The sequence below is a fragment of the Fibrella forsythiae genome (assembly GCF_017353175.1).
GTDB classification, from domain to species: Bacteria; Bacteroidota; Bacteroidia; order Cytophagales; family Spirosomataceae; genus Fibrella; species Fibrella forsythiae.
The window spans coordinates 23898-50552 of sequence record NZ_JAFMYW010000005.1 but is presented as its reverse complement, the minus strand read 5'-3'; the positions used below and the strand labels follow the sequence as shown (position 1 = coordinate 50552).

The 26655-nt window shown below is 51.6% G+C and carries 24 protein-coding genes; 15 read left to right on the top strand and 9 right to left on the bottom strand.

Features of this window, described 5'->3' with window-relative positions; all coding sequences use genetic code 11:
• The first annotated feature begins 509 nt into the window (after window positions 1-509).
• The 4 genes from J2I46_RS16700 (at window position 510) to J2I46_RS16685 (ending at window position 3810) form a co-directional block, all read left to right on the top strand.
• On the top strand, window positions 510-2978 hold the full coding sequence (locus J2I46_RS16700) for a ribonucleoside-diphosphate reductase subunit alpha (RefSeq protein ID WP_207330199.1): 2469 nt from the start codon (window positions 510-512) through the stop codon (window positions 2976-2978).
• A 124-nt stretch (window positions 2979-3102) separates the two neighbouring features.
• Complete coding sequence (locus J2I46_RS16695) at window positions 3103-3405, top strand: hypothetical protein (protein WP_207330198.1); 303 nt, start codon at window positions 3103-3105, stop codon at window positions 3403-3405.
• Entirely contained in the window at window positions 3392-3583 is a 192-nt protein-coding gene (locus J2I46_RS16690) for a hypothetical protein (RefSeq protein ID WP_207330197.1), read from the top strand. The genes J2I46_RS16695 and J2I46_RS16690 overlap by 14 nt, the downstream gene beginning before the upstream one ends.
• 8 nt (window positions 3584-3591) lie before the next feature.
• A complete protein-coding gene (locus J2I46_RS16685) occupies window positions 3592-3810 on the top strand; it encodes a hypothetical protein (RefSeq protein ID WP_207330196.1) in 219 nt (72 codons plus the stop codon).
• Window positions 3811-3938: 128 nt separating this feature from the next.
• On the opposite strand, the gene J2I46_RS16680 is transcribed toward J2I46_RS16685, so the two are convergent.
• The 3 genes from J2I46_RS16680 to J2I46_RS16670 form a co-directional block, all read right to left on the bottom strand.
• The gene (locus J2I46_RS16680; RefSeq protein ID WP_207330195.1) at window positions 3939-5081 is read right to left on the bottom strand and encodes a hypothetical protein; all 1143 of its coding nucleotides are present in this window, start codon (window positions 5079-5081) and stop codon (window positions 3939-3941) included.
• Entirely contained in the window at window positions 5078-5710 is a 633-nt protein-coding gene (locus tag J2I46_RS16675) for an ABC transporter ATP-binding protein (RefSeq protein WP_207330194.1), read from the bottom strand. Before J2I46_RS16675 ends, J2I46_RS16680 begins: the two co-directional genes overlap by 4 nt.
• Before the next feature lie 240 nt (window positions 5711-5950).
• Window positions 5951-7012: an FAD:protein FMN transferase gene (locus tag J2I46_RS16670; RefSeq protein ID WP_229379809.1), complete on the bottom strand. Its 1062-nt coding sequence runs from the start codon at window positions 7010-7012 to the stop codon at window positions 5951-5953.
• Between the two features lie 134 nt (window positions 7013-7146).
• Here J2I46_RS16670 and J2I46_RS16665 point away from each other — a divergent pair, with 134 nt between their 5' ends.
• The 5 genes from J2I46_RS16665 (at window position 7147) to J2I46_RS16650 (ending at window position 12530) form a co-directional block, all read left to right on the top strand.
• Window positions 7147-8643: a type III PLP-dependent enzyme domain-containing protein gene (locus J2I46_RS16665; RefSeq protein ID WP_207330193.1), complete on the top strand. Its 1497-nt coding sequence runs from the start codon at window positions 7147-7149 to the stop codon at window positions 8641-8643.
• 13 nt (window positions 8644-8656) lie between these two features.
• On the top strand, window positions 8657-8785 hold the full coding sequence (locus J2I46_RS33195) for a hypothetical protein (RefSeq protein WP_262898038.1): 129 nt from the start codon (window positions 8657-8659) through the stop codon (window positions 8783-8785).
• A 157-nt stretch (window positions 8786-8942) separates the two neighbouring features.
• The gene (locus J2I46_RS16660) at window positions 8943-9413 is read left to right on the top strand and encodes a MarR family winged helix-turn-helix transcriptional regulator (RefSeq protein WP_207330192.1); all 471 of its coding nucleotides are present in this window, start codon (window positions 8943-8945) and stop codon (window positions 9411-9413) included.
• A 13-nt stretch (window positions 9414-9426) separates the two neighbouring features.
• Window positions 9427-10017: a hypothetical protein gene (locus J2I46_RS16655; protein WP_207330191.1), complete on the top strand. Its 591-nt coding sequence runs from the start codon at window positions 9427-9429 to the stop codon at window positions 10015-10017.
• A gap of 77 nt (window positions 10018-10094) precedes the next feature.
• On the top strand, window positions 10095-12530 hold the full coding sequence (locus J2I46_RS16650; protein ID WP_207330190.1) for a 3-hydroxyacyl-CoA dehydrogenase/enoyl-CoA hydratase family protein: 2436 nt from the start codon (window positions 10095-10097) through the stop codon (window positions 12528-12530).
• A gap of 108 nt (window positions 12531-12638) precedes the next feature.
• On the opposite strand, the gene J2I46_RS16645 is transcribed toward J2I46_RS16650, so the two are convergent.
• Complete coding sequence (locus J2I46_RS16645) at window positions 12639-13073, bottom strand: hypothetical protein (protein WP_207330189.1); 435 nt, start codon at window positions 13071-13073, stop codon at window positions 12639-12641.
• A 79-nt stretch (window positions 13074-13152) separates the two neighbouring features.
• Window positions 13153-13548 (bottom strand): DUF3887 domain-containing protein, encoded by a 396-nt coding sequence (locus J2I46_RS16640; RefSeq protein WP_207330188.1) that lies wholly within the window; start codon window positions 13546-13548, stop codon window positions 13153-13155.
• Between the two features lie 124 nt (window positions 13549-13672).
• On the opposite strand from J2I46_RS16640, the gene J2I46_RS16635 reads away from it, so the two are divergent.
• A complete protein-coding gene (locus tag J2I46_RS16635) occupies window positions 13673-14284 on the top strand; it encodes a hypothetical protein (protein ID WP_207330187.1) in 612 nt (203 codons plus the stop codon).
• A gap of 100 nt (window positions 14285-14384) precedes the next feature.
• Here J2I46_RS16635 and J2I46_RS16630 read toward each other — a convergent pair whose 3' ends face one another.
• Entirely contained in the window at window positions 14385-16298 is a 1914-nt protein-coding gene (locus J2I46_RS16630) for a RecQ family ATP-dependent DNA helicase (protein WP_207330186.1), read from the bottom strand.
• Between the two features lie 108 nt (window positions 16299-16406).
• On the opposite strand from J2I46_RS16630, the gene msrB reads away from it, so the two are divergent.
• From msrB to J2I46_RS16610, 4 genes are all read left to right on the top strand, one after another.
• A complete protein-coding gene (msrB, locus tag J2I46_RS16625) occupies window positions 16407-16802 on the top strand; it encodes a peptide-methionine (R)-S-oxide reductase MsrB (protein WP_207330185.1) in 396 nt (131 codons plus the stop codon).
• Window positions 16803-16823: 21 nt separating this feature from the next.
• On the top strand, window positions 16824-19469 hold the full coding sequence (locus tag J2I46_RS16620; RefSeq protein ID WP_207330184.1) for a T9SS type A sorting domain-containing protein: 2646 nt from the start codon (window positions 16824-16826) through the stop codon (window positions 19467-19469).
• 96 nt (window positions 19470-19565) lie between these two features.
• Complete coding sequence (gene crcB / locus J2I46_RS16615) at window positions 19566-19937, top strand: fluoride efflux transporter CrcB (protein WP_207330183.1); 372 nt, start codon at window positions 19566-19568, stop codon at window positions 19935-19937.
• A 138-nt stretch (window positions 19938-20075) separates the two neighbouring features.
• Window positions 20076-21479: a M14 family zinc carboxypeptidase gene (locus J2I46_RS16610; protein WP_207330182.1), complete on the top strand. Its 1404-nt coding sequence runs from the start codon at window positions 20076-20078 to the stop codon at window positions 21477-21479.
• Between the two features lie 90 nt (window positions 21480-21569).
• Here the strand turns inward: J2I46_RS16610 and J2I46_RS16605 are convergent, their stop codons facing one another.
• A complete protein-coding gene (locus tag J2I46_RS16605; protein ID WP_207330181.1) occupies window positions 21570-22514 on the bottom strand; it encodes a DUF8428 domain-containing protein in 945 nt (314 codons plus the stop codon).
• 391 nt (window positions 22515-22905) lie between these two features.
• On the opposite strand from J2I46_RS16605, the gene J2I46_RS16600 reads away from it, so the two are divergent.
• Window positions 22906-24447 carry a YifB family Mg chelatase-like AAA ATPase gene (locus J2I46_RS16600; RefSeq protein ID WP_207330180.1) on the top strand — a complete coding sequence of 514 codons (1542 nt, stop codon included), beginning with the start codon at window positions 22906-22908 and terminating at the stop codon, window positions 24445-24447.
• Between the two features lie 429 nt (window positions 24448-24876).
• Here J2I46_RS16600 and J2I46_RS16595 read toward each other — a convergent pair whose 3' ends face one another.
• Complete coding sequence (locus J2I46_RS16595; protein WP_207330179.1) at window positions 24877-25905, bottom strand: MlaD family protein; 1029 nt, start codon at window positions 25903-25905, stop codon at window positions 24877-24879.
• Window positions 25902-26654: an ABC transporter ATP-binding protein gene (locus J2I46_RS16590; protein ID WP_207330178.1), complete on the bottom strand. Its 753-nt coding sequence runs from the start codon at window positions 26652-26654 to the stop codon at window positions 25902-25904. The genes J2I46_RS16595 and J2I46_RS16590 overlap by 4 nt, the downstream gene beginning before the upstream one ends.
• Between the last annotated feature and the right edge of the window lies 1 nt (window position 26655).

Below are 26655 nucleotides of genomic sequence, written 5' to 3'. Positions count from 1 at the left end.
TTCTGTCAACGAATTATAGAATTAACCGCACCCTAATATTAATGATGTAAAACGAGGGCAGAGGTTGGGATTTTCGGCAGTAAATCGGCTATTTTGATCACGTTCGCCGAAAAGCCATCCTTGTTTAAATACCAATTCTATATACACAGTAGCTTTTATAGCATAAACGCTATATGACTATTAGGAGTAGTACCTTTTTTAGGCCATCTCCCCGGTAGAGTATTGTAAGTCGTTTACGGTCAGCCATCAACGGAGCAGCCGGGCGGCTGGCCAAGTTTCATTTTTCGAAGGACTTCTTGACGAAGCGAATTTTTCGGCTGGTTTGGGGTTACCTTTAACAGTGGCTTAACACTCAATCTGGCCACCATATGTTCCTGTATTTATCTAATTGTCAACACATTGTATCATAATTGATTAGCTCGTTGCGGAACGGTTTCTACTGATCATTCCACAGCCCTGTTAATCGTAAAATTCACGGCAAAACGCGTATCTAACCCCCTACAAGCACCATGTATGTAATTAAACGAGATGGCCACCGGGAGTCGGTCAAATTTGACAAGATCACCGCCCGTATCGAAAAACTGTGCTACGGCCTCGACCCGGCTTATGTACAACCCGTTGAAGTAGCGATGAAAGTGGTCAACGGTCTGTATGATGGTGTGAAAACCACTGAACTCGACAACCTAGCCGCTGAAACGGCCGCGTCGTTGACTACCCGCCACCCTGATTACGCTATCCTCGCAGCACGTATTGCGATTTCCAACCTGCACAAGGAAACGAACAAATCATTTTCGGGGACCATCAAGCGGCTTTACAACTACATCGATCCTAAAACGGGGGAAAATGCGTCGCTAATTTCAAAAGAGGTATACGATATCGTTCGGGAGAACGCCGCCATCCTCGACTCAACGGTGATTTATGACCGTGACTACGGCTACGATTACTTCGGCTACAAAACACTCGAGAAGTCGTACCTTCTGAAAATGGAAGGCCGCATTGCCGAGCGTCCGCAGCATATGCTGATGCGCGTGTCAGTTGGTATTCACATGGACGATATCGATGCCGCCATTGATACCTATAACCTGTTGAGCGAACGGTGGTTTACGCACGCTACACCAACGTTGTTCAACGCCGGCACACCGAAGCCGCAGATGAGCAGCTGCTTCCTGCTGACGATGAAAGATGACAGCATCGAGGGCATTTACGACACACTGAAGCAAACGGCCAAAATCTCGCAGTCGGCGGGTGGTATTGGCCTGAGCATTCATAATGTGCGGGCTACCGGTACGTATATCAAAGGCACCAACGGTACCTCGAACGGCATTGTGCCGATGCTGCGCGTATTCAACGACACCGCCAGGTACGTTGATCAGGGCGGAGGCAAGCGGAAAGGCTCGTTCGCCGTTTACCTGGAGCCCTGGCATGCTGATATCTTCGACTTCCTGCAGCTGAAGAAAAACCACGGCAAAGAAGAAAATCGCGCCCGCGACCTGTTCTATGCTCTATGGACGCCCGATCTGTTCATGAAGCGGGTAGAAGACAACGACGTTTGGTCGCTGTTCTGCCCGCACGAGTGCCCGGGCCTGTCTGATGCCTATGGCGACGAGTTCGAGGCGCTATACACGCGCTACGAGCGGGAAGGACGTGCCCGCCGCACCGTAAAAGCGCAGGATCTGTGGTTTGAGGTACTGGAAAGCCAGACCGAAACCGGTACGCCGTACATGCTGTATAAGGATGCTGCCAACCGGAAATCGAACCAGAAGAACCTCGGCACCATCAAATCGAGTAACCTCTGCACCGAGATCATGGAGTACACCTCGCCCGACGAAGTGGCGGTGTGTAACCTGGCCAGCATTGCCCTGCCGAAGTTTATCTTGAAAGGAGACGACGGCGTGTTGCGGTTCGACCACCAGAAACTGTATGAGGTAACGCGCACAGCTACGCGCAACCTGAACAAAATCATTGACCTCAATTACTACCCCGTTGAAGAAGCCCGTCGCTCGAACATGCGTCACCGGCCAATCGGGCTGGGTGTGCAGGGGCTGGCCGATGCCTTCATCATGCTCCGCATGCCGTTCGAATCAGACGAAGCGCGGCGGTTGAACGAAGACATCTTCGAGACGATCTACTACGCCGCCATGACCGCTTCGCTGGAACTGGCCAAGCAGCATGGTCCATACGAAACGTGGAAAGGCTCACCAATTTCGCAAGGTCAATTCCAGTTCGATATGTGGGGTGTAACGCCAAAATCGAACCGTTGGGACTGGAACGCACTGCGCGCCGAAGTAATGGAGCACGGTGTACGGAACTCACTGCTGCTGGCTCCGATGCCAACGGCATCAACGAGCCAGATTCTGGGCAACAACGAGTGCTTTGAGCCTTATACGAGCAATATCTACACCCGCCGCGTATTGTCGGGCGAGTTCGTGGTGGTAAATAAGCACCTGCTGCGTGACCTGGTGAAACTGGGGCTGTGGAACGAAAACATGAAGAATAACCTGATCATCGCCAACGGATCGGTGCAGGACATTCCGAACATTCCGCAGCATCTGAAAGATCTCTACAAAACGGTGTGGGAGATCAAGCAGAAGCACATCATCGATATGGCCGCCGACCGGGGCGCGTACATCTGCCAGTCGCAGTCGTTGAACATTCATATTCAGGATGCCAACTTCGGTAAACTGACGTCGATGCACTTCTACGCCTGGCGCGCCGGCCTGAAAACAGGTATGTATTACCTGCGCACGAAAGCCGCCACCGATGCCGTGAAGTTCACTGTGGTACAGCCACAAGCCGAGCCACAACTCGAACCTGCCATGGCCGAAACGGCCCCCGTCGAAAAACCGCTCGACTATGTAGGCTACGCTAAAGAGCACGCCGCCCAGAACCCCCAGCAGGTCAGCGAAGCCGAACAGGCTTACGCCGCCATGATCTGCTCAATCGATAATAAAGACGATTGCGAAATGTGCGGATCTTGATTTATCGGCTGACTATCAACTAATTAACGCTCCCGGCTATGTCTGACATAGTCGGGAGCATTAGTGAAAAAGAGAATTAATTACAGAGTTTTAAAGACATTAATCTAAGATCTGATATCTATTTGTGAATAAGGATAAGGAGTATTACGAAAATTGGTTAAATTATATTGAAACTAGTCAACTTGAAGCAGTAGGCGATCTGCTCAATGTCGAGATGGCAATTTATGAAGCCCGTAAGATAATCCGAATGTCGCGTGAATTGAACGAATACGATAACCTTGCGTTTGAAAAGGTAAAAGTTCTTTTGACTGGACTTAAGAGTAAACAAAAGATATTAGCCGAATCTATCGACAACCATGAGTTAGACATTACTCATTGTCGGTTTATGATCGAATTATTAAGCAGACCAACTAATGAAGGCGGATAAGCAACAACTAATAGATGAATTGGCTAAGCGAGCAGAGGCCATTCTTGAGGATGGTATGATTAAGGCTGATGGCCTGCTCATCAAGAATGCTAGCTTACATACGCAACTAGACCAGTTTAAACGAGAAGTAAGTGAACGACTCGCTCAGCAGGGTAAATCTGAGTCTTTTCATCCCTGAAAACGCTTATGAAAGCTTTGGCACTTAGTATAAAGGACGTTGTGATAACAGAAAATTCTGACCTAGGTCGCTTTTTGGGAGGCCGTGTTCTTTTTCCGGAAAAGAATGAACTGGCCAAAGAGCACGCCGCGCAGAATCCACAGCAGGTCAGCGAAGCCGAACAGGCTTACGCCGCCATGATCTGCTCAATCGATAATAAAGACGATTGCGAAATGTGCGGATCTTGATTTATCGGCTGACTATCAACCAATTAACACTCCTGGCTATGTCTGACATGGCCGGGAGTTGTTTTTTTTTACTGGGTCTTATAAAAATGTATGGGCGTCTCTTTATCAGCAGGCTCTATTCGTCCGCTTCATTCTCCTTCCCAGGCCGATGTCCAGTAATACTGGCTGAACAGCCAGCCTGATGCCAGCAGATTCGCCGTGGCCAAGCCCCAGAGCGGAATTCGGAACATGACGAAGAGGAAATAGGCAATCAGCATGATGTATACAACGGTCATGCTACGGTCGGGCGTCCGGTGAACGCGAAACAGCAAACCCTGTTGCACGCTTAGCAGGCTCACGCCAAACGCCCACGCGCCGATTGTTCGCCACAGAGGCTGGTCGGCGGGGAGGTGATAGAGCAGGAGCAGGGCTTCGGGCAGGAGCAACAACGCAAACTGGCCAACGTACCCAGCCCATCGCCGCCAGTCGGGTACCGGCATATTTCGGTAAATGGGTAGCCAGCGATGCTCGAAACGGTACTGCTCATACACCACAGTAGCATGGCCCAGTCCAACCAGCAGGCCTCCAAGACCAATCAGACGAAGGTCATAGTCGGGTGTTCGGAAAAGGTTGATCTGGTAATGGTCGGTGGCGTAGAGCTTCAGAATACCGATCCAGACCAGGCCTGTTCCGAGCTTGGTTCGCCAGAACAGGGTACCCTGTTCGTTCAGCAGGTAACGCAGATAAAACAGGCTATAGGGTGTGCGAACGTACCTGCGGATCCTGTTGACCCACGTCGCCCACCGGCTTACCGGGTTTGGATGGCGTAGCGCGTATTCGTACCAGGAGATACCTGCCGCCCAGATCAGCAACAGACTTCCACCAATCGTTGCAATGGCCCAGACCTGCTTCTCCTGCCTGGCAATACGAATAACAAACCATGCATAACCCAACGCCGGCCCCATCAGCAGGAGTTGGGACGTACCCAGCCCCGCCCAACGGTTGATTGGCGAAAATAGCCGCAAATGCAGCAGCACATCGTAACGGTTGATCATGCTGACGGCGAAACGCGTAGCCAGCAGCGTGTAGAGCAGCCAGATAGCCACATACAGAGCCAGCACCGTTACAGACGACACCGCGTAGGTAGCCAGCGCTACATGGTCGCTCTCCCGCATGAAACCGCCTGCCAGCAACCCGGCTATCCATAATAAGCCAGCATTCTGCCTATAAAAAGGATACACCAGTGTTTTGGCCAACACGGTATACATTACTTGAAACCGTTTCCAAATCATACCGAAGCAGGCGTTACGGTCTGGTTGGCTACCTGCCAAACTGAGTCGATGGGGAGTTGCGCCGTTTCCATGGCCTGGTGTGATGACAGCAGGAAATTTACGCCAGCCAGGCGCGCTCTATCGATCAGTTCAGCCACGGTTTGGGTAGCAGCCACATCGAGTGTGACCAGCGGCTCATCGAGCAGAATCAACGTTGGCTGGCCCAGAAACGCCATAATCAGCGACGTCTTCTTCAGCATCCCGCTCGAATACGTACCTACGGGCGTATGCTGATACGTACCTACGCCAAATTCCTCGGTCAGCCCCGCTGCCTGCCCGGCGGGTGCCTGCTTGGCATCGGCTACCCATTTGATCAGCTCATGCGCCGTCAGGAAAGGAGGGAAGGTGGGCTCCGCTTCGGCATAGTTGACCTTCAGCCGATAGGCCACTACATCTTGCCGACTGTCCAGCTCGTTCAGCCTCACCGACCCTTCGTGGGGTAACATCCCCGCAATAGAGCGAAACAGGGTTGTCTTCCCGGCACCATTCGGTCCTTTCAGCCAGTGAATACCGGTTGGTAACTGCCAGTCAGGAATCGTCAGAATAGGCCGTTCGCCGTACGATTTCTGGAAATTATGGAGAGTAAGCATACAGTCAGAACGCAGTTTCGCCCTAAAGATTAGGATTGGGGTTGATTGCCAAGGGCTTTTTGGGATGAGTGGCGATGAATTACGGGTACACGGATAAGGCGGATTGAGTAGGTGTTTGCGGGTCTTTGGATTTAAGCAGATGCTGGCTGACGCAAGGGTAAATCCACTTAAATCCAAAGACCCGCAAACACCCATTCAATCCGCCTCATCCGCGTACCATTATCATTTGTTGTAATTCACTCAATCCGCGGTATTCGTGTTCCCATTTCTCTTCTCCTTAATCCACACTCGCGCCTGCGGAAAACGGCGTTGCAATCGCTTTCGCTGACTGGGCCGCGCTACGCTGAATACCTTCGTGAGCGCATCAGCATACGTACCGGTAGGCGCTTGCACGGTGGCTTGCACGAAATGGCGTAGGCCCAGACCCGTTCGCGGATTCATAATGTGCGAATACCGACGGCCATTAATATCCAGATGCCGCTCCGTATCACCTGATGTTGTAATGGCCGCATTTTTCAGTAGGATAATAGAGTCAGCTTCGGGTACGTTGCCTTTGGTCAGACTAATTCGCCAGCCTTCGGGACGGCCGGGGGGAGCATCGCCAACGAGGATATCACCGCCAATATCAAGCAGAAAAACGCGAATGCCGTATTGGTGAAGCACCTTCTGCGCTTCGTCGATGGCAAATCCCTGTCCAATGCCACCCAGATCGAGCCGCATACCGGGCTTCTTCAACCGAACTGACTGGCTATTCGAATCCAGTTCGATATACCGCCACGAAACAGCCCGCCGCGCTTTCCGACGTTCTTGAGCAGCCGGAAAGGCGAACCCGCCCCGGGTGCGCTGCCGCACCGCCCGCCGCCACAACTGCGACAGCGGACCAATCGTCGGGTCATACCGCCCACCTGACTGTTGAGCAATCTGTTTAGCCTTCTGCAAGACATCAAATAGCGTAGGCGAGACACGTACCCAGCGATTCTGCCCGCTTGTCGCCGATAATAGGTTCACTTCTGACCCATCCAGATAATCGCTCATGATCTGGTTCAGCGTATCCATTCGCGCCGAAACGGCGTCATAGGTACGTTGTGCGGTCAGGCTGTCGGCAGCATACAGCGTCACTACAAATGTTGTCCCCATCAACCCACGGCGGAATTTGTAGGGCGGCTGCTCTTGCTGCTGGATGGTAGATATGTAGGGGCGGGCCACAGTGGCGGCCCCTACATATCTACCATCCAGTATCGTACCTATACACCATACATACGATACCAATAGCCAAACTTTACCCAAAAAACGTAACGTCATAGAATCAAACCCCCCGTAAATGCGTTTTCTACTTTGCAGATGGGGCCTACTTGCATGACACCAAAATTAGCCCCACTTTCGCGACCCGTTTTTTTACTAACCACGAACAAATTCTTTATGCGCTGACCGCAGGGATGAAGACGTACTACGACCTGATTGACCAGACCTTTGAATTCCCTACCTTGGAGTTCAACGTCGAGAACAACCACCTGTTGTTCAACAATGTACCCCTGATGGACATTGTAAAGCAGTATGGCACCCCGCTTAAACTGACCTACCTGCCGAAAATATCGGAACATATTGATCAGGCTAAGTCGCTGTTTAAGAACGCGATGAAGCGCTATAATTACAAAGGCAATTACACGTATTGCTATTGTACCAAATCGTCGCACTTCCGGTTCGTGCTCGACGAGGTCCTCAAAAACAACGTTCACCTCGAGACCTCATCGGCGTTCGATATTCCCATTATTCGGGAATTACATCGGAGCGGAAAGATCAATAAGAGCACGTACATCATCTGTAACGGCTATAAACGGCCGCTCTACACGCAGTATATCAGCGAGCTGATCAACGAGGGCTTCAACGTATTCCCGATCCTAGACAACCTCAAAGAAATCGAGGCATACGAGGATTCTGTAACGGCCGAATCGGTGAATCTTGGCATCCGAATTGCAACGGATGAAGAACCAAACTTCGCGTTCTACACGTCGCGGCTTGGTATTCGGTATAGCGACATCAACGAGCTGTACAAGAGCAAGATTCAGAACAGCAGCAAGTTCAAACTGAAAATGCTGCATTTCTTCATCAATACGGGCGTGAAAGACAGCGCGTATTACTGGAGCGAACTGAGCCGGTTCATGTACAAATACTGCGAATTGCGGAAAATCTGCCCTGATCTCGACAGCATCGATATCGGCGGCGGACTCCCCATCCAGACCTCGTTCCAGTTCTCGTACGACTACCAGGCCATGATCGACCAGATCGTGGAATCGATTCAGTGGATATGCAACAAGAACAACGTACCTGTTCCGCATATCTTCACCGAGTTCGGTTCGTATACGGTAGGGGAGAGTGGCGCCGTTATCTACAAAGTAATTGACCAGAAGCTCCAGAACGACAAGGAGTTGTGGTATATGATCGACGGTTCGTTCATTACGCAGCTGCCCGACTCGTGGGGACTGGGACAGAAGTACATCATGCTGTCGGTGAATAACTGGGATAATCCGTACCAGAAAGTAAATTTGGGCGGGCTAACCTGCGATTCGCACGATTTTTATAATACAGAAGTACACTCGGCTGACCTTTACTTGCCTATTTTCGATCAGGAAACGGAAGATCAGTATGTGGGCCTGTTCCACACGGGTGCGTATCAGGAATCGCTAGGCGGGTATGGCGGTATTCAGCACTGTCTGATTCCGGCGCCACAACACGTCATTGTCGACAAAGACGAGGAAGGCAACCTCCGCACGCGCCTGTTTGCGCCGGAGCAGCACAGCGAGTCGATGTTGAAAATATTGGGCTATACGCCCACCAATTTACCGCAACCAACTGAGCTGGAGGCGGCACAGGCCGCTGAAGAAGCAGAGGAAATCGCCGACTTACAGCCTGAATTAGTGAAAGAAGATAATTAACCAAATCAAAATCATGAAAAAGGTAGTGATGTTGGCGAGTGCTGTTCTGCTGCTGTCGATGGGAGCCTGCGCTCGTAAAGGCGTTTGCCCGGCTTACGGAAGCACTAAGCAAGTCAAGCCCGCCGTAACACGGGCGGCGTAAGCGGTTACATAGCTAGGAAAGAGGGCCAAAGAGCTGATTCGTCAGTTCTATGGCCCTCTTTTCATTTAGCCAAAATCAGTATGCATGCATACTATTTTTGAAAATTTCGTAGTTTTGTCTAACTGAACAACCATCTGTTGGTCAGGCGACATCCGCTATGAAGAAAGAGAAAACCGTTGATTTTCACCTGAAGTGGGGTTGGCACGCCATCTCACGGATGTACAATGCCTATGCGGCCCGGTTCGATCTGACGATGGCGACTGGGTACGTACTGCTGAACATCGATGCCGAGCAGGGTACACCCGCTACTAAAATCGGTCCGCTGCTGGGTATGGAGCCGCGCAGTCTGGTCAGGATGTTGAAAACGCTGGAAGAGCGCGACCTGATCCGGCGTGAAACAGATAAGTCAGATAAGCGGTTTGTGCGCATTTACCTCACCGAAGAGGGCAAAGCCAAGCGCGAAATGGCTCGCGAAGGAGTGATCGAATTCAACAAGATGGTTCGCGAAAAAATACCGCTCGACAAGCTCGTGGTCTTCTTCGATGTCATCAAGGAGATCAACCTCATTGTGGAAGAAGAAAACACCAAGCTGAAAGCCAGCAACACCCCAATCGAAGACGTTTTATAAACGTGACCTCTCTATGCAACCGACTTACCCCGTTATCGCCCAGCCACTTTTAGACCGCTTCGTTGGTCTGATGCAGGTGGCGAACGCGTTTTACCGGGGTAACTCAGTCAATCCAGCCAAGACGATGGATATTTCGCAGAGCGACGTGCAAAGTCTTTTCCGCAGCCTGAACCGGTTCGGGGTGCAGTATCTGCTGGTTGGTGGCATAGCCAATATTGTCCACGGTTATATACGGGCAACGGAAGACCTTGATTTGTGGATCAGGGCCGATGATGCCAATAAAACAAACCTCGTGCAGGCGTTGGCCGAAAACAACGTGGCTGGCGCCGAGTTGCTGATGAACGTCCCTTTGCTACTTAGCTGGTCAACAGTAACGGTTGGTAAACAAGGCTTTACGCTAGACATGGGTCATTCGCTGAAAGCATTTGCTGATACCGATTTTGATGCCTGCTATGCTCGTGCCCGCGACGCGACCTTTGATGATGTCCCGTTTAAAGTCATTCACCTGAATGATCTGATCACGGAGAAAAAAGCTACTGGTCGCCCCAAAGACCTTGGCGATGTTGATGAACTCACTAAACTTTTAGATCGCAACCAGTTATAGAGTGCTGACGATGCCGATTGAACTCATTCATCTACACCTTTCAACCGGCCAGTCAGCGTTTCAATCTTACCCTTCTCATGGAAGCAACACTCGAAAAACCCAAAACAACCCAAAAGAACCGTAGCATTCGGCGTGTAGCCGTGCTGGGATCGGGCATCATGGGGTCGCGCATTGCGGCTCACTTCGCCAATATCGGCCTCGACGTTCTGCTGCTCGACATGGTTCCGCGCGAACCAAACGCCGCCGAAGCTGCTAAAGGCCTTACTACCGACAGCCCCGCCGTTCGGAACCGGATGGTGGGCGATGCCTGGCAAACGATGCTGAAAGCCACGCCTGCGTCGCTCTATAGCCCCAAGTTTGCCGACCGGGTGAAACTGGGCAACTTCGACGATAATCTGAAAGACATCGCCAATTACGACTGGGTGATCGAGGTCATCGTGGAGCGGCTCGACATCAAACGCTCACTGTATGAGCGTGTTGAGCAGTTCCGTAAGCCAGGTACGTTGATTACCAGCAACACGTCGGGTATTCCGATGCATCTGCTGACCGAAGGCCGTAGCGACGATTTCCGTCGGCATTTCTGCGGCACGCACTTCTTCAACCCGCCGCGTTACCTGCGCTTGCTCGAGATCATTCCCGGCCCCGACACCGACCCCGCCATCGTGGATTTCCTGATGAGCTACGGCGATCTGTATCTGGGAAAAACCACGGTTCTCTGCAAAGACACGCCCGGTTTCATTGCCAACCGGCTCGGAATCTACGCCATGGTGCAGACCATCCGCGTGGCCGAAGAGATGGGCCTCAGCGTAGAGGAAGTGGACAAACTGACCGGTCCGGTGGTTGGTCGGCCGAAGTCAGGTACGTTCCGGTTGTCGGACGTGGTAGGCCTGGATACGACCGTCAACGTGGCGAGCAATCTGGTGAAGCTGGAGTATGACGAGTCGCACAAGGCGTTTGAACTGCCGTCGGTGATGCAGAAACTGAGCGATAACAAATGGCTCGGCGACAAAACCGGACAGGGTTTCTACAAGAAGACGAAAGACGAGAAAGGTAAGACGGTCATTCTGGCCCTGAACCTGAAGACGTTTGAGTATGAACCGTCGCAGAAAGTAAAATTCGCGACGCTTGAGAGCACCAAAGCCATTGAAAGCCTGCGGAAGCGTTTTTCAGTACTGCTGGCGGGCACCGACAAAGCGGGTGAATTCTACCGCCGCACGTTCTCCGATGCCTTCCAGTACGCCACGAATCGTATTCCGGAAGTAGCCGACGAACTATATAAGATCGATGAGGCCATCAAAGCGGGCTTCGGCTGGCAGATGGGTCTGTTCGAAACCTGGGATGCCATTGGGCTGCAGGCTGGTATCGATATGATGGAGAAACTGGGCACGAAACCTGCGCAGTGGGTTTACGACATGGCGGCCAGCGGTGCCACCAGCTTCTACAAAACCGAAAAAGGCAAGAAGCAATATTACGATATCGCCACAAAGTCGTACAAGACCATTCCGGGCACCGAGTCGTTCATCATTCTCGAGAGTCTGAGCGATAATGTGATCTGGAAAAATGCCGGTGCCGCCATTTACGACCTGGGCGACGGCATCATCAACCTCGAATTCCGCTCGAAGATGAACACCTTCGGGGCAGAGGTAATTGAAGGCCTCAATAAGGCTATCTCGCTGGCCGAGAAAGATTTCCGGGGCTTGGTGATCGGCAATGAATCGACCGAGGCGTTCTCGGCGGGGGCCAACCTGGCTACGCTGTTCATGTTTGCGCTGGAGCAGGAATACGACGAGATCAACCTGATGATTTCGCAGTTTCAGCAGAGCATGATGCGGGCGCGCTATTCATCTATTCCAGTAGTGGGCGCGCCTCACTCGCTGGCGCTTGGCGGTGGTTGCGAGATCAACCTCCACTGCGACCGTGTGGTGGCCCATTCAGAAACGTACATGGGCCTAGTTGAAGTAGGCGTGGGCCTGATTCCGGCGGGTGGTGGCACCAAAGAAATGGCCGCCCGCTGCTCGGACCTCTACCAAACCGGCGACCCTGAGCTGAACATCCTGCAAGCCGCCTACATGAACATCGCCACGGCGAAAGTGTCGACTTCGGCGCAGGAGGCCCGCGAGATGAATTACCTGCTGCCCTCGGCGCAGATCGTGTTGAACCGCAGCCGTCAGATTGCCGAAGCCAAGCAGGTAGCGATTGAACTGGCCGAGAACGGTTACACGCAGCCCAAGCAACGGAATGATATTCGCGTGCAGGGTAAAACGGGTATCGCCCTGTTCAAAGCAGGTATCACCGCTATGAAAATGGGCCGATTCATCTCAGATCACGACCTAAAAATTGCCGACAAATTGGCCTACGTCATCTGCGGCGGCGACCTGAGTAGCCCACAAAACGTAACGGAAAAATACCTCCTCGACCTGGAGCGCGAAGCCTTCCTGTCGTTGACCGGTGAGAAGAAAACCCTGGAACGTATTCAAAGCCTGCTGCAAGGCGGCAAGCCCCTGCGGAATTAAGGATGGGTACACGGCTAACGCGGATTTAAATGGATCTACGCAGCAAATCAAAAAAGGCCATTCCTTACCGGGAATGGCCTTTTTTATTGTTGACAGGTACGTTGTACGTTACTCCTTCGCGCCGGTGAAGGTGATGGCGGTTTGCGGGTTGGCGTTGGTTTGTACGCGTAAGACGAGGGCTTGCCGTTCCATGCCGTTGGTGTTGAAAGCGCGATCGGTCTGGACGGTGCCGAGAACCTGACCTTGCTGGGTTAGCTGAATGCTTTTATCGGCAAGGCGGGTAAGCTGCAGGTGGGTAAGCGTCTGCGATTGGGCCGTCGGATACTGGCGCAGGTACGTTAGCGTAACGGCGGCTTCCGTCTCGGGCGTTAGCGTGACGGCAGGCATTTGATTGGCGGGGAGAGCAATACAGAGTATGTCCAGAAAGCCGTTGGTCAGGTACGTTCCTGCCACTTCACTTGCCAGCGTGGGCGCTACGTCATTGTTGCGGCTACAAGCGGCCGACACGAAAAGTAAGGTACTGAACAGTAAGGCTTTTTTCATAATCAGATGCGCTTCATTCCATAGACGCGAGTTAGGCTGTAACCGTTGTAACAGCAAGTTATTTTTTCTTAACGTCTTCTTATTCTGACGGTTTCATCAGGAACGTACTGATCTTTCCCTCAGCGTCGCGGCTGATATAAAAATCGAGGGTGGCGTTGGTGAAGGTGGCTTTGTACTTAGCGATTCCGTCCTTAATACCAACAGGTTCAGCGGCAGTCCATTTACCCAGTTGGCCACTTACCTGCGAGGCCACCTGCTTCATCATTTCCGGCGAAATCTGGCTTTTAAACGTCGATCCCATCAACGCGTACAGTGAGTCTACTTTTTGTTCGTTAAGAAAACGTTGTGACAGCTTCGTGAGCGAATCGAGTTTCACCATTTCGGGTGACGGAGCCGTTGGTACACTAGCCGTTTGAGCGGTGGCGGTGGCGATGATACACGTTAACAGAGCGGCAGTCAAGATAAATTGTTTCATATGACAATAGCACATTTTTGGACCGTAAAGTAGAATGATTTGTCTATTTTTTCATCAATTGATGTTCTTCTGGCAGGTCGCTCAAACAATAAACGGCCTATCTCACATTTATTAACACAATCCAATGAAACAGTTTTTTGCACTGTGCGCCGCCCTTCTGCTGGGCGTCTCAGCTCAAGCTCAGGAGTTCAAACCATTTAAAGTTAACGTATCAATCGGCGCTGCCATTCCAAGCGGTGGTGGCGGTGTTTTGTTTGCCGTTGAACCAAAGTACGGCATTAGCGACCAGATTGACGTTGGTATTCGCCTTGAAGGAGCTGGTATGGCCCGCAATGTTATTGTAAATGGTAATACAACGTCGGGTAACGCCCAATTCGCCAGTTCGTTTATTCTAACAGGTAACTATATGCTTTCTACATCGGGCTTTCGGCCTTTTGTAGGCATTGGTGTTGGTGGTTATGGCGTTGGTAGTACTGGTTTTACATACGTAGGGTCAGGCTCGAACGGTCAGTCGTCTAACGGAACAATCTCGGCAGGAACAGTCTTCGGAGGTATGGCGCGGGTAGGCTTCAAAACCGGGCATTTTGTGTTAGGCGTTGAGTATAACCTGATTCCAAGCAGCAATGCCGCTGTATTTGACAACAGTGGTAGTACTCAGATCGGTACTACTGTGCAGAGCAAAAACTCATATGCAGGCATCAAGGTTGGCTTCGATATTGGCGGTGGCCGTCGGTAGAGAATACGTCTAGTTTTTCAAAAGAACGCCCTTCAGACATCATCTGAAGGGCGTTCTTGTTTACCCAACCCCCTGAAGAGGGGTTGAGGGGCTTATACTCTCACTTATTCATCGTCAGATTACCCACGTCATTGTAGCGGAGTTCTTCTTCGGCAAGCATTAAGCGGACGGTCTGGGCGAGATCGTTTTCGTCGGTCTGACTGAAATAGTTAGACAGTTGTTTTGGCGTAACGCCTTTATCGCGGGCCAGCGTTACGTACTGACGAACCTGATCACGTACCTGCGGGTCGGGACCGGCTTTCTTTTTCGCTTTCAGGCAGTTATCACAAATACCGCAGGCTGCATCAGTTTCCTCACCAAAGTAATTTTGTAATAGACGGGTTCGGCATTGTATCTGATGGCGGGCATAATCAACCGATGCCTGGGCTTTGGCCATTGCATGGGCGCGACGCTTTTCCAGACCATGCACATCGAAGGGGAGCTGGCGGGCGTCTTGCCGGGGTGTCAGGTACGTTAGCTGAGGCTTGTCGGTCTGCTTTTCATAGATGATCACTTCCCGCTCGGCCAGCTGCGTCAGTAGCTGGATGATCTCGTTTTCCGACACCATAAACGCCCGCGACAGGTTGCCCTCGGAAATGGCCAGAAAGTCGGTAAAAATTTTGCCGCCGTACATCCGTAGCATCAGCTTGATGAACGGATCGAAACGGGGATTCATGACCTGAAACTCGTAAATAGCGCGGTTGTCCATATTCATCATCACCCGCGATGGCCGGAAATAGGCTTCGCTGAGGTCGATGTAGCCTGCTAGTTGAAGCTGCTTTAGCGCATAATGCGTGTCTTGCGGCGGCAATGAATAGGTCTTGGTAAACTGAGCCAGGTCAAAGTCGAATGTCTCGAATTCACCGCTGCCAACGGGCACTTTCGTATAGTTGGCCAGCGCCTGGTAGGTACGTCGGATCAGATCGACAGAGGGGTACTGTTGCTCCGTTTGAACCAGTACACGCGCGCAGTCGGCTTCGGTATACAGTAACACGGCGTAGGCCTTCTGCCCGTCGCGACCAGCCCGGCCAGCTTCCTGATAGTAAGCTTCGAGGGTATCGGGTGGGTCGAGGTGAATCACCACGCGCACATCGGGCTTGTCGATACCCATTCCGAAGGCATTGGTCGACACGATGACGCGGGTTTTGTTGTTGATCCAGTCTTCCTGTTTCTGCGATCGTTCGGGCGTGCTGAGGCCAGCGTGGTAGAAATCAGCAGAGATGCCCTGTTTCACCAGCCATTCGGCGATCTGCTGCGTTTGTCGGCGACTGCGCACATATACGATGCCCGTGCCAGGTACGTTGGTCAGAATCTTCAACAGGCGGGTTTCTTTGCCTTCTTCGAGCATCGCCGAGTAGGATAGATTAGCCCGCGCAAACGTTTGCCGGAATACCTTATAGCCAGTTCTGAAATCCAGCTTCTCAACAATTTCCCGCTGCACATCGGGCGTTGCCGACGCTGTCAGCGCCACGGTAGGTACGTTGCCGGAAAGGTGTTCCCGAAATTCAGCGATTTGCAGATAGGGGGGGCGAAAATCGTGCCCCCAGGCCGAAATGCAGTGTGCTTCGTCAACGGCCAGCAGGCAGACGGTCATCTGCTTCGCCCGTTCAATCATAATCTCGGTACGCAGCCGTTCGGGCGAGACGTATAGAAATTTCAGATTTCCGTAGATGCAGTTGTCGAGAATCGTGTCTATTTCCCGGTAATGCATGCCCGAGTGAATAGCCGCTGCCGGTATGCCACGCCGCCGCAGTTGAAACACCTGGTCTTTCATAAGGGCAATCAGCGGCGTGACCACAATACAGACGCCGTCCATACCGAGGGCTGGTACCTGAAAACAAACGGACTTACCGCCGCCCGTAGGCATCAGCACCAACGCGTCGTGGCCGTCGAGTAAGGCATTGACAACGTCTTCCTGCAACGGCCGGAAAGTCGAATATCCCCAATACGTTTGCAACAGTTGTGGCGCAGTCATACGTATTACAAAAATAACAGTAGCTGTCCGGGTTTCAGTAAGACAATTCGGCAGTGTTGTTCGTTTATGAGAATAAACCCCGATTCGTGGGTAAGAAATCATTGTACTATGGAGAAAGTCATCAAAACCGATGAAGAGTGGCGCCGGATTCTGACGCCCGAGCAATTTCGGGTTACCCGGCAGAAGGGCACCGAACGGGCTTTTACGGGCGAATACTGCGAGTCGAAAGAGCCGGGTACGTATGCCTGCGTCTGCTGCGGAACGCCTTTGTTCGAATCGACCAACAAATTTGAGTCGGGTACAGGCTGGCCAAGTTTTACCGAACCGCTTCAGCCCGATGTGGTTCGGCTCGAAAAAGATTACAGCTACGGCATGTATCGGGTAGAAGTGCTTTGTAACGTGTGCGACGCGCACCTGGGTCATGTGTTCGACGATGGACCGCAGCCGACGGGCTTGCGCTATTGCCTTAATTCAGTATCTTTAGTACTAATCAATCCTTCTTGACTCTGACTCAATTCTACGTGTATGATGCACCGATACGCATTGCGTTTGCTGGTCGTCCTGTTGCTGGCCACAGGCTCGCTGATGGCCCAGAAACGAACAGCTCCTCCCAGGCTCAAAACGCTGACAACCTACGAGAATTTCGCCATGCGGAATCGGATCGTAAAAAATGATTCCATCATCTGTTACGCATCAAAAGAGAACGTGTTTTCGCGTATAGGCCCACCCGCTGGTTTCAACGATTCACGCGCTCGTAAGGCAGCTACGGCCAAGTTTGTGGTGAAATACATTGGGTATCCAGATAGCGCCCGAGCGGCGTTTCAACGCGCTGTGGATATTTGGTCTACCCTGCTTGTCAGCCCTGTAACGATCAACATTACGGCGGTTTGGCAACCACTGGCAACCGGCGTATTGGGTAGCGCCAGACCAGCCGATTACGTGGGAGGCCCCGATGGATCGCAACGGGCTACAACCTATTATCCGATGGCGCTCGCCGAGAAAGTTGCGCGCCGAAACATCAATCACCCTGACTCTGCCGATATCATCGCCAGTTTCAGCAGCACCAACAACTGGTACCTGGGACTGGATGGTAAGCCAACGGCTGGCAAATATGATCTGGTAACGATTGTGCTACACGAATTGGGTCACGGTTTGGGCTTTACGGGTGGTATTCGGGCCGATGCAACAAGCCGGGCGGCCGGCGTGCAGTATTCGACAGTGTTTGATGCTTACGTTGAAAATAGGCTGGGCACCAAAATTCTGAATGATGCTATTGCCGGTAGCTCGTCAGCCCTTTACACACAGCTCACAGGCCAGAACTTATACATCAATGGCCCAACGCTGGTTCGTAAAACGGGCGACAGGGCTAAACTCTACGCCCCAACTGCGTATTCGCCTGGGTCGACACTGTATCACCTCGACGAAACAACCTACCGGGCAAGCACGGCCAATTCACTGATGACTCCCTTCATTGGAGCCGCCGAAGTTGCTCAGGACCCAGGCCCAATCGTTTTGTCCTTTTTCGAAGATCTGGAATGGAAGACCACTTCGCTGCTTCATACTCCCATTACAGATACAGAATCGACCAGTGCCGTGACGTTCACCGCCCGGGTTGTCAGCGACACAACGCTGGGTGCCGATCCGCCTAAATTGTTCTACCGCACAGGATTTCCTACTCAGACGGATAACTCCTATAAGCAGGTGAACATGGTTAGGCAGGGCACCACCGATACGTATTCGTATACATTACCTGCCAGCGAAATGCCGGGCCGTACGGTGTATTATTTGCAAACGCAGGATGGAACGGGCAAGACATACACCAATCCCGGAAAAGATAACGGCGGTACTGTCCAGTATTACTATTCGTTCACAATCGGCCCGGACCGCGTTGCGCCAACCATCGTGCATGCCCCTGAGCAGACAGTGATACTCGAGGCAAAAGTAGACTCACTCCTGATTGTGGCTAAAGTGTCAGACAATCGGCGGCTAATCAACGCAGCTCGCACAAAACAGGGAATAGATACGGTATATGTTGATTACCAGATCAATGGCGTTGCAAAGCAAGCCCTTCCGATGTTTCTGCTCGACCCATCTAGATACAACGTACCTGACAGCACTTGGGCGACTGTTATTCCTATTGCAACCCGTTCGCTTAAAGCTGGATCGGTCATCAGCTACCGGATTATAGCCCGCGACGTATCAGCCGCCCGGAATCAGGCCATAAGTCCGGTCACTGGCTTTTACTCGGTCAGTGTGGTGGCTCCCCAAACGACGGTCAGAACGCAATACACGAATGATTTTAACGTGGCAGCAACGGCGGCGGCTGATTTTGCGGGGAATGGATTCAGTATTCAGCAGCCAGCCAGTTTTACCAGTGCCAGCATAAATTCTGATCACCCCTATAAAAACGGCTTAAATGCGTTCTACGAAAGCAATTACACGTATACGCTGCTTGCGCCTATACGCGTGAAAACCAACCCTGATAGCGCTCGTATCCAGTTCGACGAGATTGCCCTGGTTGAACCCAACGATGCCGGAGCCGCCTTCAATGGCGAAGGTTTCTACGACTATGTAACGGTGGAAGGCAGCAAAGACAATGGTCTGAACTGGTTCACTCTGCTCGATGGCTATAACGTCAATGCGTATCCGGAATGGACGGCCACCTGGAATTCGAGCACATCGACGGGGAGCGCCGGTGAGCCAAACTCAACCGCTGTTGGTACGCAATCGCTACTGAAAACCCGTACGATTGGCCTTCAGGCAAACGGAACATTCAAGGCGAACGACGTCATCCTCATTCGGTTCCGGCTCTTTGCCGATCAGCTAGTTCATGGCTGGGGCTGGCAGATCGATAATCTGAAGATTCAGGTGCCGCCACCACCCGTTGTTCTGGCTACTGAGCCGTTGCCGCTGGCTTCGTTCTCGGTATATCCAAATCCGGCATCGGGTTCGGTTCGGGTAATGGCCGAACTGTCGCAAACGGCTACAGAAGGTACTATGACGTTGAGCGGGCCTACCGGCCAAACATTACGTCAGCTGCCCGTAACGGTGCGTAATGGCAAGCAAATCAGCGAACAGCTCGATGTTAGCCAGCTACCAACCGGCATGTACTTCCTGCAACTGAACGCCGGGGATGCCAAGCAGGTGAAAAAGATTATGGTTACCCGTTAATCAGCGATCAACGAGTTTAAAGCTCAGCATATAGAGTTCAGGTACGTTTTACGCGTATTTTGGCTCTGTATTCTGAGCTTTCTCTTTTTTTGGCTGATGAACCAGTACGTACTCGTTTTTTTAGGCGGTGGCCTTGGCAGCATGCTTCGTTTTAGCCTGGGTAAGGTGATTCCCATTACCTGGCTAGGTACGTCCTTCCCAGCTAGCATTCTGACGGTCAACGTACTTGCGTCTGTCGTATTAGGCGCCGTAATGGGTTGGGTGGCTGGCCGACCCGAGGCAGAACCGTGGCGGTTACTGCTGGGCGTTGGCATTTGCGGTGGGCTAAGCACGTTCTCCAGCTTCAGTCAGGATAATCTGATGCTGCTTCAGCAGGGTAGGGCAGGGGCCGCACTCCTGAATATTGCGCTCAACGTGTTCGGCTGTTTGCTTGCCTCAACAGGTGGCTGGTGGCTGACTACCAAATAAAAAGGCTTTACTACTGACATTAACTTACCCATGAGCGCATCATTTACACCAGCCACCCTCAGCAGCCACCAACGTATTTCCTGGCCCTACAGCGTGTTTTTTTACGCGCCACATACGCTCTTGACTTTACTTTTGTATATGACTTTGTTGACCTCAACACAGGCGCAGGAGCTGTCCAGGCAGCTTCATGATGCCCACGATACCTATAAAGATCCTTCGTTTACCCATCGTCGCTTCAAACACCGCGATATAGTACCCGTCATTCAGCAACTGGGTGAGCCGCTTTCTGTGAGCCAGGTAGGTACGTCTCTTGAGGGGCGAAGCATTCATCAGGTGAAAGCCGGAATGGGTTCTATACCGGTACTGCTTTGGTCGCAGATGCACGGCGACGAAGCCACGGCTACTATGGCCATGTTCGATATTTTCCGTTTCTTACAAGCATCGGGCGATGGATTCGATGACATGCGGCAGGCCATTCTGAGCAAAACGACGCTCTATTTCGTACCCATGCTTAACCCCGACGGTGCCGAACGATTCCAGCGACGTACCTCGGCAGATATTGATTTGAATCGCGATGCGCTACGCCTGCAATCGCCTGAATCGGTATTATTGAAAGGCTTGCAACAATCGCTGAAACCGCTCGTGGGCTTCAACCTGCACGACCAGAACCCGCGCTACAGCGTGGGCAATTCGGGGCGTCAGGCGGTGGTTTCGTTCCTAGCCACCGCCTACGACCCCGCCCGGAGTGTGAACGACATCAGAAAGCGGTCGATGCAGTTGATCGTGGGCATGAACCGGGTATTGCAACAATTTATTCCCGGTCATGTGGCGCGGTATGATGATGAGTTTGAACCCCGTGCGTTTGGCGATAACATCCAGAAATGGGGAACCACGCTGATCCTGATCGAATCGGGCGGGCAGGTTGGTGATCCGGAAAAAATGAGCATTCGCCGCCTCAATTTCGTAGCTATCCTGACCGCTTTGCACGCTATTGCTACAGAATCGTATACGGGCGAGAAAACGGCCGAGTATCAGGCTATTCCCGAGAACGGCCGTACCCTGTTCGACCTTCTGATTCGCAACGCCACGGTTACGCGCAACGGCAAGCCCTACACCGTCGATCTTGGCATTAACCACTACGAAGTCAGCACCGATTCGGCCAGAGCCTTCTCGTACCGCAGCACGATCGAAGACCTTGGCGACCTGTCTACGTTTTACGGTCTTAGAGAGATTGACGCGACTGGCCTTACGCTCACGCCGGCTCGGTTACATGCCACTACGCTGGATTCACTGGCAGACCTCCGCAAACTGGATATAGCTCAGCTTCGGCAAGATGGCGTGGTGGCTTTTAAAGTGAGCAAACCACTAAAAAAGAACAGCGTTCCAACATATCCGGTGCATGTGCTATCCGAGGGAAAACTCCCCGGCCGACCCGGACTTGGCCAGATTCCAACCTTCCTTCTGAAAAAGGGTAGCCAGACGAAATATATCTTCGTCAACGGATTCAGCGATGAGCAGTTGGGCAATGGCGTAGTTGATTAGCGAACGTTGAGCCAGTTGATAGTTGATACAAAAAACCCCGCCAGAAGCTGTTCTGGCGGGGTTTTCACTGTTATTTAGTCTCCTGCTTATCTATCGAACAGCAAAAGCACCTGAGCCAATCTTGAATCCTTCACTGTATAGCTCTACTGTGTATTTACCCGGCCGGTAAGGTGTTCCGCGTGTGTACAGCAACTCAACGTTTTTGCCATTGCGGTCATAATCTACGGTCTGCTTAACGGTGTAAACCATTTCATCGCTACCCGATTTGAATGTACCTGAACCGTTGGCCATATCAGAGATTACAGCCCCATCGGGGTCCAGCACACGGATGAACACGTCTTTAGGTTCTTCCTGCGTAATTGGGTTATCGGCCAGAGCGTAAACCAGTTTAATTTTGTCCAGTCGTTTCGCTTTGTAAGCGTCATCTTCCTTCTCTTTCCCCTTCGGATTTACCGACAGCACCTTGATATTCTGCGCTTTAAGTGCAGACGCCCGGGTTACTTTCGAGGCAAGTTCCTGGTTTTGAGAGGCAACAACGGCGACTGTGTCTTCCAACTGCTGACGACGTGTTTTCAGCGTAACATTCTCCGTATTCAACGTCTGATTGTCGGTAGCTAACACCTCTTTCTCGCGCTGTAACACAGCAATGGCGGTGTCTTTTTCGGCCAGGTAGGCCATGTATTCCTGAATCTTGAGCTCATATTTGGCAATGTTGGCCCGAGACAGCTTAGCGCCCCGAGACAAGGCCAGTTTATCGGCTTCCAGATCGGCCTTTACCTTTTGTAACTCTGTAATATCGCCGCCTAAGCGTTGTACTTCAGCAATTTTAGTATCAAGGGCGGTTGAGATCGAATCCAGTTTCACGCGGGTATTCGACAGTTCTTCTACACGCTCAGCGATGGTTACTTCCTGCGTTTCGGCCACTGTCTTCTTGTCGAAATACAGGTAGCTCGTCACCCCGGCCAGACCCGTCATTAATATTAGGGCGGCTAAAAGTGCTCCGTTTGCCTTCGGCTTCTGCTGATTACTCTCCATAATGATAGTACGGATTTAAGTTGAACAAACACAAATTGAGGTACTATGTAGAGTAAGCCTATAGAATTGGATTTTTATGTGAACCAATGATGATATAACGAAAAACCTCTGAAAATAGTGCACACCCTTAGCAAACGGCCCGCTGAGTGCCTGACAGGCAACACATATTTTATGGCAGGATTCGCAAAACGGCCAGGATTTATAGATAACCGAGGCAGATAAAAAATCTCATTCCTCTGGCAGATGCTGTTGAAAATGGCCTGCAAAATACACTCCATCAGGCCACGTTCCCCTACCTGTACTCAGTTAGGTACGTCAGATAGTCGGGATTGTTGTAGCTTTGACTATTATACCTTTCGGGGATAACCGTCTAGTTGCCTACCGTAGAATCATGCTTGCAAAAACATTTGGCGCGGCCGTTTATGGCGTCAACGCCACCATCATTACCATTGAAGTGACCGCCGGCCAGGGTATGAAATTCTTCATGGTTGGCTTACCCGATAGTGCCGTAAAAGAAAGCGAACAGCGGGTTGAAGCATCGCTGAAATATTCGGGTTACCGAATGCCTCGCCAGAAGGTAGTGGTCAATCTGGCCCCGGTCGATATTCGGAAAGAAGGCTCTGCTTATGACTTGCCCATTGCGCTTTGCGTACTGAAAGCGTCAGAACAGGTCAATCTGGAAAAAAACCTGGAAGAGTATGTCATTATGGGTGAACTGGCACTCGATGGTACGCTCCGGCCAATCAAGGGCGTATTACCCATTGCTATTGAAGCCAGAAAACGGGGGTATAAAGGGTTTGTGTTGCCCGTTGAAAACGCCGAAGAGGCCGCCATCGTAAATAACCTCGACATTATTCCGGTTCATAACATGATGGACGCACTCGAGTTTTTCGAAGGTAAGCGGTCCATCGAACCACTTGTAGTTGATACGCGCGATTTGTTCTTCAGCAGCCAGAATGCGTATGATGCCGACTTCGCGCACGTTCAGGGGCAGGAGAATATCAAACGGGCGATGGAGATTGCCGCTGCCGGAGGGCATAACGTCATCATGATCGGCCCACCGGGGGCGGGGAAAACCATGCTGGCCAAGCGCCTGCCCACGATCTTACCACCCATGACGCTCCAGGAAGCGCTGGAAACAACCAAGATTCACTCAGTAGCGGGTAAGCTTGGAGCAAAAGCGACGCTGGTATCACGGCGGCCCTACAGAGCACCTCACCATACCATTTCTGACGCTGCATTGGTAGGAGGGGGAAGCTTTCCGCAGCCCGGCGAGATCTCGCTGGCGCACAACGGCGTCTTGTTTCTGGACGAGTTACCTGAGTTCAAACGCTCGGCTCTGGAGGTGATGCGGCAACCGCTTGAAGATCGAAAGGTCAGCATTTCACGGGCTAAATGGGCCGTTGAATTTCCGGCCAATTTCATGCTAATCTCGAGCATGAACCCATGCCCTTGCGGCTACTATAACCACCCCGACAAAGAGTGTGTTTGCGGCCCCGGTGTGGTACAGAAGTACCTCAACAAAGTCAGCGGTCCCCTGCTCGATCGGATTGACCTACACGTTGAAGTAACGCCCGTCTCGTTTGATCAGATGACTGGCAATCGCCCCGCCGAGACCAGTGAAGCCATTCGCGAACGGGTAGTGCAGGCCCGTGAACGCCAGACAAAACGTTTTGAAGGGCATGAAGGCATCTATTCCAACGCCATGATGCCTTCTCAAATGGTCAAGGAAATCTGTGAGATCAACCCCGCAGGACGTATTCTACTCAAAACAGCCATGGAACGCCTCGGTTTGTCAGCCCGTGCCTATGACCGTATTCTGAAAGTATCACGCACCATCGCCGATCTTGCCGGCACCGACGAAATCAGGATCGAACACTTAGCCGAAGCTATTCAATACCGCAGCTTAGACCGAGAGAACTGGGCGGGGTAAAGCATGTTTAACACATGACACAGCAAGAACGACGAGGTTTGCTTGATTTAACGTTGGCACAAACGGAAGAGCAGAATAGCTTGTATCCCATTCATGCCAGCGATCAAGAGCACCGTTCATTAATCAATGAGATAAGGCCATTTATTACTGCGAGCCCCTTAAGCAGATTCATACCAAACAAAACTCGGCTAGCTGATGATGCTAACAACCGACCTTGCAGACACGTACCTGAGCTGTATTCAGCAACGCAGCTACTGACAAGGAACGTAAACATATTACGGATGACCTGCTCTTGTTTTATTATCGCCCTGACAATGAAAAACAGGAAAGTATTAAGAGGTTGAATACAACCTATTCTGGACGAATTAGGCCAAAAACTAGCCCAAGTAGATCCGCTTGTACAAAGAGTACAGCAGCTTCTGGGAACTCCTACTTAACCGAATCAGCGGGAGCAACGGGTATCGGCGTTCCGTTCTTTTCAGCTTCTTTCGCGGCTTTTGCTTTAGCTTTTTCCTGCTTTTTGAAATAACCCCGGAACAGGAAATTGCTCTTCAAGGCTTCCAGATTCTGGTCGAGCTTCTGCGTACTGCTGTTTAGGTTGCGAACGGTACTTCGAATATCATTACCGACCGACAGATCGCTGGTCAGTACGCCTAGCGCGCTGTTGCCATTCTTCAGTTTCTCCGTTGCCTGCTTTACATCAGCCACCACGTCATTTGCCGATACAGACGCCCGCTGCAAATTTGACGTTGACGCCCGAACGCTACGCATAATGGCCGTATCCGAAACCAGATCATTTGCCAACGTACCTGGCCGGTTTAGTTTAGCTGTGTAGGCGGTTAGCGAACTGGTCATTTGTGAGGCGTTAGCTGAGGCTTTTTGCAGGCCAGTCATTGTTCCCCGGAAGTTCTGAACGATCGTTGTGTCATTCAGAAGTAGGCCGGCAAGTCCCCGACCGTATTTCACTTTATTGACAATGCTGCCAATATCTGTAGTGATTTTCAACAGGTTCCGGTTCGTAATCTGTAGCGTATCGATGATCGATTCCATACTGAGCGATTCGCGCGCCCGGAGCATATCACCATCTTCTACCGGAGCCGAACTTGGTGAACCGCCCACAATCACGATCAGCTTGTTGCCAATGAGCCCGTCAGAGCCGAGTGTAGCTTGCGCATCTTTACGGATATACTGCGCTGATTTTTCTTCGATGTTCATGTCTACCTCTACTTTCGAGGAGCCCACGAAACTAATGCGTTTGATAGTGCCGATTTTGACACCCGAAAACCAAACATTATTACCCGTTTTCAGCCCGCCAACATCGTTAAAAACGGCTTTGATCTGCAGCGTCGACACGAATCGTTTCTGCTGACCACCCAAAAACAGGATGCCACCTATTAAAATAGCCAGGCCAATAAGGACAAACAGGCCAACAACTACGGCACGTCGATTTGATTTCATTTGCTTTCAGTAAAGTTGTAGTGATAGAATTGTTGTACGCGTTCGTCGTCTGTGGCAAACACCTCGTCGAACGTACCCATGCGTTGAAACTGCCCGTCGAAAAGCATGGCTACCCGGTCGCCGACGGTTTTAGCGCAGGTTAGGTCGTGGGTAATGATGATCGACGAAGCCCCGTTGCGTTCCTGAACTTCGTTTATCAGACTGTTTATCTCGGTACAGGTAATTGGATCTAGCCCTGCCGTTGGCTCGTCGTAGAGCATTATTTCGGGCTTCAGAATCAACGTACGGGCAATACCAATCCGTTTGCGCTGCCCGCCCGATAGTTCCGACGGCACCTGATTGATCGCCTGTTTCAGTCCTACGTTGTCGAGCGCCTCTTCTACCTGCCGGTCTATCTCGGACCGGGTTAGATTACGAACGTTGCGAACAAGTGGAAACTCCAGGTTTTCACGCACGGTCATGCTGTCGTAGAGCGCGCTGTTCTGAAACGAAAAGCCCACTTTCAGCCGAAGTTTATCTAACTCGATCGAATCGAGGGCCATAACGTCTTCGTTGAGCACAGTTACGGACCCCGAATCGGGCTTCAACAGGCCAACCAGCATTTTAATAAGCACCGATTTACCCGTACCTGACCGGCCCAGAACAACAAGATTTTCACCTTTATATAGATCCAGATCCACCCCGCGCAGCACGTAATTGTCGCCAAAGGCAACATGCAGGTCTTTTATCTGAATAACTGATTGTGGCATA

Bases quoted from the DNA above. Each gene is read 5' to 3' on its own strand.
- J2I46_RS16700 (WP_207330199.1), top strand. From the start codon at position 510: ATGTATGTAATTAAACGAGATGGCCACCGGGAGTCGGTCAAATTTGAC.
- J2I46_RS16690 (WP_207330197.1), top strand. From the start codon at position 3,392: ATGAAGGCGGATAAGCAACAACTAATAGATGAATTGGCTAAGCGAGCA.
- J2I46_RS16685 (WP_207330196.1), top strand. From the start codon at position 3,592: ATGAAAGCTTTGGCACTTAGTATAAAGGACGTTGTGATAACAGAAAAT.
- J2I46_RS16680 (WP_207330195.1), bottom strand. From the start codon at position 5,081: ATGATTTGGAAACGGTTTCAAGTAATGTATACCGTGTTGGCCAAAACA.
- J2I46_RS16675 (WP_207330194.1), bottom strand. From the start codon at position 5,710: ATGCTTACTCTCCATAATTTCCAGAAATCGTACGGCGAACGGCCTATT.
- J2I46_RS16670 (WP_229379809.1), bottom strand. From the start codon at position 7,012: ATGACGTTACGTTTTTTGGGTAAAGTTTGGCTATTGGTATCGTATGTA.
- J2I46_RS16665 (WP_207330193.1), top strand. From the start codon at position 7,147: ATGAAGACGTACTACGACCTGATTGACCAGACCTTTGAATTCCCTACC.
- J2I46_RS33195 (WP_262898038.1), top strand. From the start codon at position 8,657: ATGAAAAAGGTAGTGATGTTGGCGAGTGCTGTTCTGCTGCTGTCGATG.
- J2I46_RS16660 (WP_207330192.1), top strand. From the start codon at position 8,943: ATGAAGAAAGAGAAAACCGTTGATTTTCACCTGAAGTGGGGTTGGCAC.
- J2I46_RS16655 (WP_207330191.1), top strand. From the start codon at position 9,427: ATGCAACCGACTTACCCCGTTATCGCCCAGCCACTTTTAGACCGCTTC.
- J2I46_RS16650 (WP_207330190.1), top strand. From the start codon at position 10,095: ATGGAAGCAACACTCGAAAAACCCAAAACAACCCAAAAGAACCGTAGC.
- J2I46_RS16645 (WP_207330189.1), bottom strand. From the start codon at position 13,073: ATGAAAAAAGCCTTACTGTTCAGTACCTTACTTTTCGTGTCGGCCGCT.
- J2I46_RS16640 (WP_207330188.1), bottom strand. From the start codon at position 13,548: ATGAAACAATTTATCTTGACTGCCGCTCTGTTAACGTGTATCATCGCC.
- J2I46_RS16635 (WP_207330187.1), top strand. From the start codon at position 13,673: ATGAAACAGTTTTTTGCACTGTGCGCCGCCCTTCTGCTGGGCGTCTCA.
- J2I46_RS16630 (WP_207330186.1), bottom strand. From the start codon at position 16,298: ATGACTGCGCCACAACTGTTGCAAACGTATTGGGGATATTCGACTTTC.
- msrB (WP_207330185.1), top strand. From the start codon at position 16,407: ATGGAGAAAGTCATCAAAACCGATGAAGAGTGGCGCCGGATTCTGACG.
- J2I46_RS16620 (WP_207330184.1), top strand. From the start codon at position 16,824: ATGATGCACCGATACGCATTGCGTTTGCTGGTCGTCCTGTTGCTGGCC.
- crcB (WP_207330183.1), top strand. From the start codon at position 19,566: ATGAACCAGTACGTACTCGTTTTTTTAGGCGGTGGCCTTGGCAGCATG.
- J2I46_RS16610 (WP_207330182.1), top strand. From the start codon at position 20,076: ATGACTTTGTTGACCTCAACACAGGCGCAGGAGCTGTCCAGGCAGCTT.
- J2I46_RS16605 (WP_207330181.1), bottom strand. From the start codon at position 22,514: ATGGAGAGTAATCAGCAGAAGCCGAAGGCAAACGGAGCACTTTTAGCC.
- J2I46_RS16600 (WP_207330180.1), top strand. From the start codon at position 22,906: ATGCTTGCAAAAACATTTGGCGCGGCCGTTTATGGCGTCAACGCCACC.
- J2I46_RS16595 (WP_207330179.1), bottom strand. From the start codon at position 25,905: ATGAAATCAAATCGACGTGCCGTAGTTGTTGGCCTGTTTGTCCTTATT.
- J2I46_RS16590 (WP_207330178.1), bottom strand. From the start codon at position 26,654: ATGCCACAATCAGTTATTCAGATAAAAGACCTGCATGTTGCCTTTGGC.